The organism is Acidocella sp. MX-AZ02 (genome assembly GCF_000306035.1).
Lineage (GTDB): Bacteria > Pseudomonadota > Alphaproteobacteria > Acetobacterales > Acetobacteraceae > Acidocella > Acidocella facilis.
This window is the reverse complement of record NZ_JH976265.1, coordinates 1-579: the sequence shown is the minus strand read 5'-3', so window position 1 is coordinate 579 and position 579 is coordinate 1. Positions and strand designations below refer to the sequence as shown.

The 579-nt window shown below is 73.1% G+C and carries 1 pseudogene; it reads right to left on the bottom strand.

Features of this window, described 5'->3' with window-relative positions:
* Positions 1–579, bottom strand: a pseudogene (locus MXAZACID_RS19570) (hypothetical protein); the annotation flags it as partial.

Here is a 579-nt window from a genome sequence, read left to right as displayed (position 1 = left end):
CACCTCGCCTTGCCGCCCATCCGCGCTGGTCGGCGTGATCATCCGCGCCGCCACCGCCGCCACGCCGGGGTCGGCCAGCCGGGCGCGCAGCCCTTCCAGCCAGTACGGGGTGATCTCCAGCATCCGCGCATCCAGCACCGCCACCAGCTCGGTGGGTGCCAGCGCCAGCGCCTGGGCCAGCGCGGCGCCGGGGTTGTCGGCGAGGCTGGCCAGCACCTGGCCCTGCAGCTCGGCGCCGCGCCGCGCCACCTCGCCCAGGTAAGTCCCCACCGGGCTCTCGCGTTCCGTGGCGACGAGGATCACCGGGCCGCTCAGCGCCGGGCCGGAGAACAGCCCGGTCATCCATTGGTCCAGCCGGGGAATCTCCACCCCGTCGCAGAGCATGATCAGGCTGGTGCCGGGGTCCTGGGTGAGACGGACATGGTGGAACAACCCCATATGCTGGCGGTTCTGCACCTCCGCCGCCAGCCCGGCGCCGGCCAGATGCGCGCTCAGCGCCTCGGCGGCGCGGGCGCAGAAAATCTGCGGCGCGATATCGTCGCGCTCTGCCCCGGGCTGACGGATGAAGATCGCTTCCGG